The organism is Mesorhizobium sp. M7A.F.Ca.US.014.04.1.1 (genome assembly GCF_003998745.1).
GTDB lineage: Bacteria > Pseudomonadota > Alphaproteobacteria > Rhizobiales > Rhizobiaceae > Mesorhizobium > Mesorhizobium ciceri.
Window position 1 is genome coordinate 1 of record NZ_RZRW01000480.1, and the last position, 4343, is coordinate 4343.

Here is a 4343-nt window from a genome sequence, read left to right on the forward strand (position 1 = left end):
CCGCATTTCACCGGCAGCAGGCCAAGGCCGCCGGGATTGATCGTCATCGGCGAGCCGGTCTCTGTCTGCCACCAATGGTCGACCACAGGCACATTCAGCTTCTGCTCCGCCCATTTGATGGTTTCCGGGTCGGCGCGCTCGCCGGCAAGAAACAGCGTGCGGAACTTCGAGAGGTCGTGTTTGGCAATGAACTCGCCCTTCGGGTCCTGCCCCTTGATGGCGCGGAATGCGGTCGGCGCGGTGAACAGCGCGACCACGCCATGCTCCGCTATCACCCGCCAGTAGGTGCCGGCATCGGGCGTGCCGACAGGCTTGCCCTCGAACAGGATGCTGGTGCAGCCATGCAGCAGCGGTCCGTAGACGATGTAGGAATGGCCGACCACCCAGCCGACATCGGATGCCGCCCAGAACACCTCGCCCGGCTTGACGCCGAACTCGTTTTCCATCGTCCATTTCAGTGCGACCATATGGCCGCCATTGTCGCGCACGATGCCCTTGGGCTGCCCGGTCGTGCCCGATGTGTAGATGATGTAGAGCGGATCGGTGGCAAGCACCGGCACGCAGTCGACATTGGCGCCCGCTGCCCGTTCGCGGGCGACGGCATCGGCGTAGTCGATGTCGAAATGCTCCTTCAACTCGCAGCGCAACTGGTCGCGCTGCAGGATCAGGCAGGCGTCCGGCTTGTGGCGGGAGATCTCGATCGCCTTGTCGAGCAACGGCTTGTAGGCAACGACGCGGCCTGGCTCCAGGCCACAGGATGCCGAAATGATCAGCTTCGGCCTGGCATCGTCGATGCGGGTGGCAAGCTCATGCGAGGCGAAGCCGCCGAAGACCACCGAATGCACCGCGCCGATGCGGGCGCAGGCGAGCATGGCGATGGCCGCCTCGGCCACCATCGGCATGTAGATGATGACGCGGTCACCCTTGCCGATGCCGCGGTTCTTCAGCACCGAAGTCAGCGCGACGACCTCGCGCTTCAGCTCGGCATAAGTGAACTTTTTCACGGTTCCGGCAATCGCACTGTCATGGATCAGCGCGATCTGGTCGGCGCGGCCGCCGGCGACGTGGCGGTCGATGGCATTGTAGCAGGTGTTGCAGGTGGCGCCGGTGAACCAGCGGCCATAGACACCGGCATTGGCGTCGAACACCTTGTCCCAGGGCGAATACCAGTCGATGGCGCCGGCCGCATCCGCCCAGAATTGTTCCGGATCGCGTTTCCAGCCTTCATAGACCTCGTGATAGCGTGAAGCCATCCATACCTCCCCGGGAAATGTTTTTCTTCCTTCCAGATAGCGCGCTCTACCCTTGGCCGCAAATCCACGCCATTGTGACGACGGCATCGACCTGGCGCTTGGGGGCAAGCAGTTATGAACTGCGAGACGGGACTGGGGTGGTGATGTCTGCTGCTGTGCGGATCATCGGGCGCTTTTCGCTATCATCGGTCATGGGCGCCGTACTTGCTATGTCCACCGGAACCGCTGAAGCCGGCGATGCCGCGGCACGGCACATCATCGGCTTTTCGCCGGATGGCGCTTATTTCGCCTTCGAGCAATATGGAACGCTCGACGCCGGCGCCTCGGACTCCGGCTGGTCTGAGATCGACGTCATCGATACCCGTACGGATCGGTTCGTTGGCGGTAAGCCGATCCTCGTCGTCGATGAGACGGAGGAGGCGACACTGACGCTGGAGCAGGCGAGGGCGCAGGCCGCCGCTCAGGCGGCGCCCATTCTCGCCCATTATGCAATCACATCCCCAGCCGAGCAGACAGCGTCCGACAAATTCACCTTTCCGGGTGAAATGGTTGCCTACAACGACATCTCCCGCCTCGAACAGGTGTCGCAGAAATGGCTGTCGCCGCTCCATGGCGAAACGGGCGTTTCGACCATCCAGCTCGACGAGATCCTGGCAGCCAGCACGAGCGATTGTTCGGCGAGTTTCGCAACGACGGAGCAGCGCGACACATCTGGCAAGGCACTCGGCTTCCGGCTGACGCTGCAAGGCCAGGACGGCAAGCCGTTCAAGATCCTGCACGAGGACAAGACCGTGCCGGGCTCAAGAAACTGCCCGACCTCCTACAGCCTGTCGGAATCCTACGAACTTACCCCGGCCGGCAAGCCGGCGGTGATCGTTGTGCTGGTGCAGCGTTTCAGCCAGGGTTTCGAGGGGCGCGATCGCCGCTTCCTCGCGGTGACCGGGGAGCCACGCTGAGAGGTCACGCCCAAGCGCTGGCAGCCGATCTGTCTGAAGGTTGTTTCTAGATCGGCAGGGCCACAAGCATGAGGCCAATGCCGCCAGCGATCAAAATGGCTGTCGCCAGCGCTTTTCTATGACGTTCGAAGCTCGTCGGAGCTCGCTCCCAATTGTAACGCATACGCTATCTCCCCAATACCCAGGCAGGTTTTACCTTACTTAGGGGAAGAAATGCAACGTCCGCTGCCGGCAGCCCGCTGTTTGTCACGTTTCATCGATAACTATTTCTGGGCCGAATGCGGCCGGGAAGACGCAACCGAGCAGGTTCTAACGCGACTGGCGCGGAGAATCTGTCAGCAAGGCCGTTGGTCCGTGCACCGGGCTCCCGTGATCGGCCGATAGACAGCGCTCCACCTCCGCGCTATCTGATTTCCGGGATGAGCATGGCTTGGAGGGGGCGTGGTGGAAATAGTCTCTGGAACCGTTCTGCGGCTGGCCGAGGATGCCTCGGTGCAGCATGTGGGCGATGGCGCAGTCGTGCTTTTGGCGCGCAGCGGCCAGCTCTATACATGCAACGGCACGACCGAAGCCTTTCTCGACAAGGTGGACGGCGCGCGCAACCTCGACCAGATCGTCGACCTGCTGTGCGAGGAGTTCGAGGTCGACAAGGGGACGCTCGATCAGGACATGGCGGCACTGGCCACGGATCTGATCTCGGAAGGTATCCTCGCCGCGCCAGGTGCTTGATGGCTGACGGCCCGCTCCTGCGCGCTCTTTTTCGCTGCCATCTCTGGGCGAGCGCGCGGCTGATGCCGGTCCTTGTCACCAACCGGAGCTTCGAGGAGGTGCTCAGATGGGCGCCGCTCGCCTCGTCGACGCCCTATCGCGGTCTGCCGTCCGCCTACATCGTCGAGAGCGTCAACCGCACGGTCCGCCACCCCTGGCTGATGCGTGACCGCAGGTGCTTGAGGGAAGGTCTGCTCGGTCATCGTTTCCTGCGACTAGCCGGCTTCGATCCGGACCTGCGCTTCGGCGTCGAACCGCAGTCGATGCAAGCGCAGCGTCTATCGGCGCATTGCTGGGTCTGCCTCGACGGCAAGCCGGTGGTCAGCGACAAGCTTCCCGGCATGGTCGAGATCTATCGTCATCATGCCGATGCCGTAAAGGCGCGTCCCGCTTGACCAGACCTTCAGCCTGCTATGGCCTCAACGGCCTGATCCTTGGCATATCGGCCGAGCGCTCCGAGCTGTGGCAGGATTTCGACCGGATGCTGGGCAGCCTGCGCATAGGGGAACCCGTCGCGCCGGACTTTCGTCTTGAGATCACCGAAACAGACACGCTGGACGAGACACCCAATGGATCCCTGGTCTTCGATGGCGAGGTGCCGGAGGATGGTCCCTGCCGGATGATCGAGGATGGCGGCATTGTCCATCTGGTCTTTCCCGGGCGCCAAACCGTTGCGATCAATGGTGGGGAAGGTTGGGCCGAACTCCGGATTAGCACCGGTACGAAAGCCGCCTGGACGCCGTCGATGTTGGTCCTGGATGCCGCGCTCGACGCCGGTGGCCAGCATATGCTGCATACGGCCGGGCTGACCTTGCCTGACCGCGATGCGGTGGTGCTGATCCACGCCCCGAGCGGCACCGGCAAGACCACGACGTCGCTGGCGCTGGCAACACAGGGCTTTGGCCTCTGCTCCGACGACGCCATGATCCTGAATGTCGCTTCGGGCAAGGTTGTAGCCTGGGGCTTGCCGCGCGCCGTCAAAATCCACCGGAAGACTGCCGAAATGATCCCGCAGGTGGCGCCATGCCTTGGCCAGACGTGGGATCGCAACGGCGAACAGCCGGTCTCGTTAGAACGGTTGGGCGGTATCATCCGGGTGGAAAACGCATCCGCCCGGCCGGTGGCGGCGCTTCTGCACCTGGCGCGTTCCGCCGACGGGCAGACCCGGCTCGTCGCCATGGCCAGGACCGACGCGATGGTGGCGCTGGCAGTCGACAATGTCCGCACCGGCATGACCGGGCTGCTGCCGATGCAGAAGCGCAGGCTGGCGACCATCGCCGGGCTGGTCAATGCGGTGCCGACCTTCCAGCTCGAAGTAGGCGCGCGCCCGGCTGACGCTGCGGCGCTGATCCGCGGCACCCTGGAT

Annotated in this window: 5 protein-coding genes; 4 read left to right on the forward strand and 1 reads right to left on the reverse strand. The window is 63.5% G+C overall.

Annotated features, from left to right (window positions below):
- A partial coding sequence (locus EOA22_RS25530) for an AMP-binding protein (RefSeq protein ID WP_127390299.1) occupies positions 1-1253 on the reverse strand: 1253 nt, incomplete at its 3' end.
- A 143-nt stretch (positions 1254-1396) separates the two neighbouring features.
- On the opposite strand from EOA22_RS25530, the gene EOA22_RS25535 reads away from it, so the two are divergent.
- The 4 genes from EOA22_RS25535 to EOA22_RS25550 all read left to right on the forward strand — a co-directional run.
- The gene (locus EOA22_RS25535; protein WP_245478685.1) at positions 1397-2209 is read left to right on the forward strand and encodes a DUF2259 domain-containing protein; all 813 of its coding nucleotides are present in this window, start codon (positions 1397-1399) and stop codon (positions 2207-2209) included.
- Positions 2210-2653: 444 nt separating this feature from the next.
- Positions 2654-2938 (forward strand): PqqD family protein, encoded by a 285-nt coding sequence (locus EOA22_RS25540; protein ID WP_013528093.1) that lies wholly within the window; start codon positions 2654-2656, stop codon positions 2936-2938.
- Positions 2938-3372, forward strand: coding sequence for a lasso peptide biosynthesis B2 protein (locus EOA22_RS25545; RefSeq protein WP_063169891.1), 435 nt, complete (start codon positions 2938-2940; stop codon positions 3370-3372). The genes EOA22_RS25540 and EOA22_RS25545 overlap by 1 nt, the downstream gene beginning before the upstream one ends.
- Positions 3369-4343 (forward strand): hypothetical protein (locus EOA22_RS25550; RefSeq protein WP_063169892.1); only part of this gene is annotated, 975 nt, incomplete at its 3' end. The genes EOA22_RS25545 and EOA22_RS25550, both read left to right, overlap by 4 nt.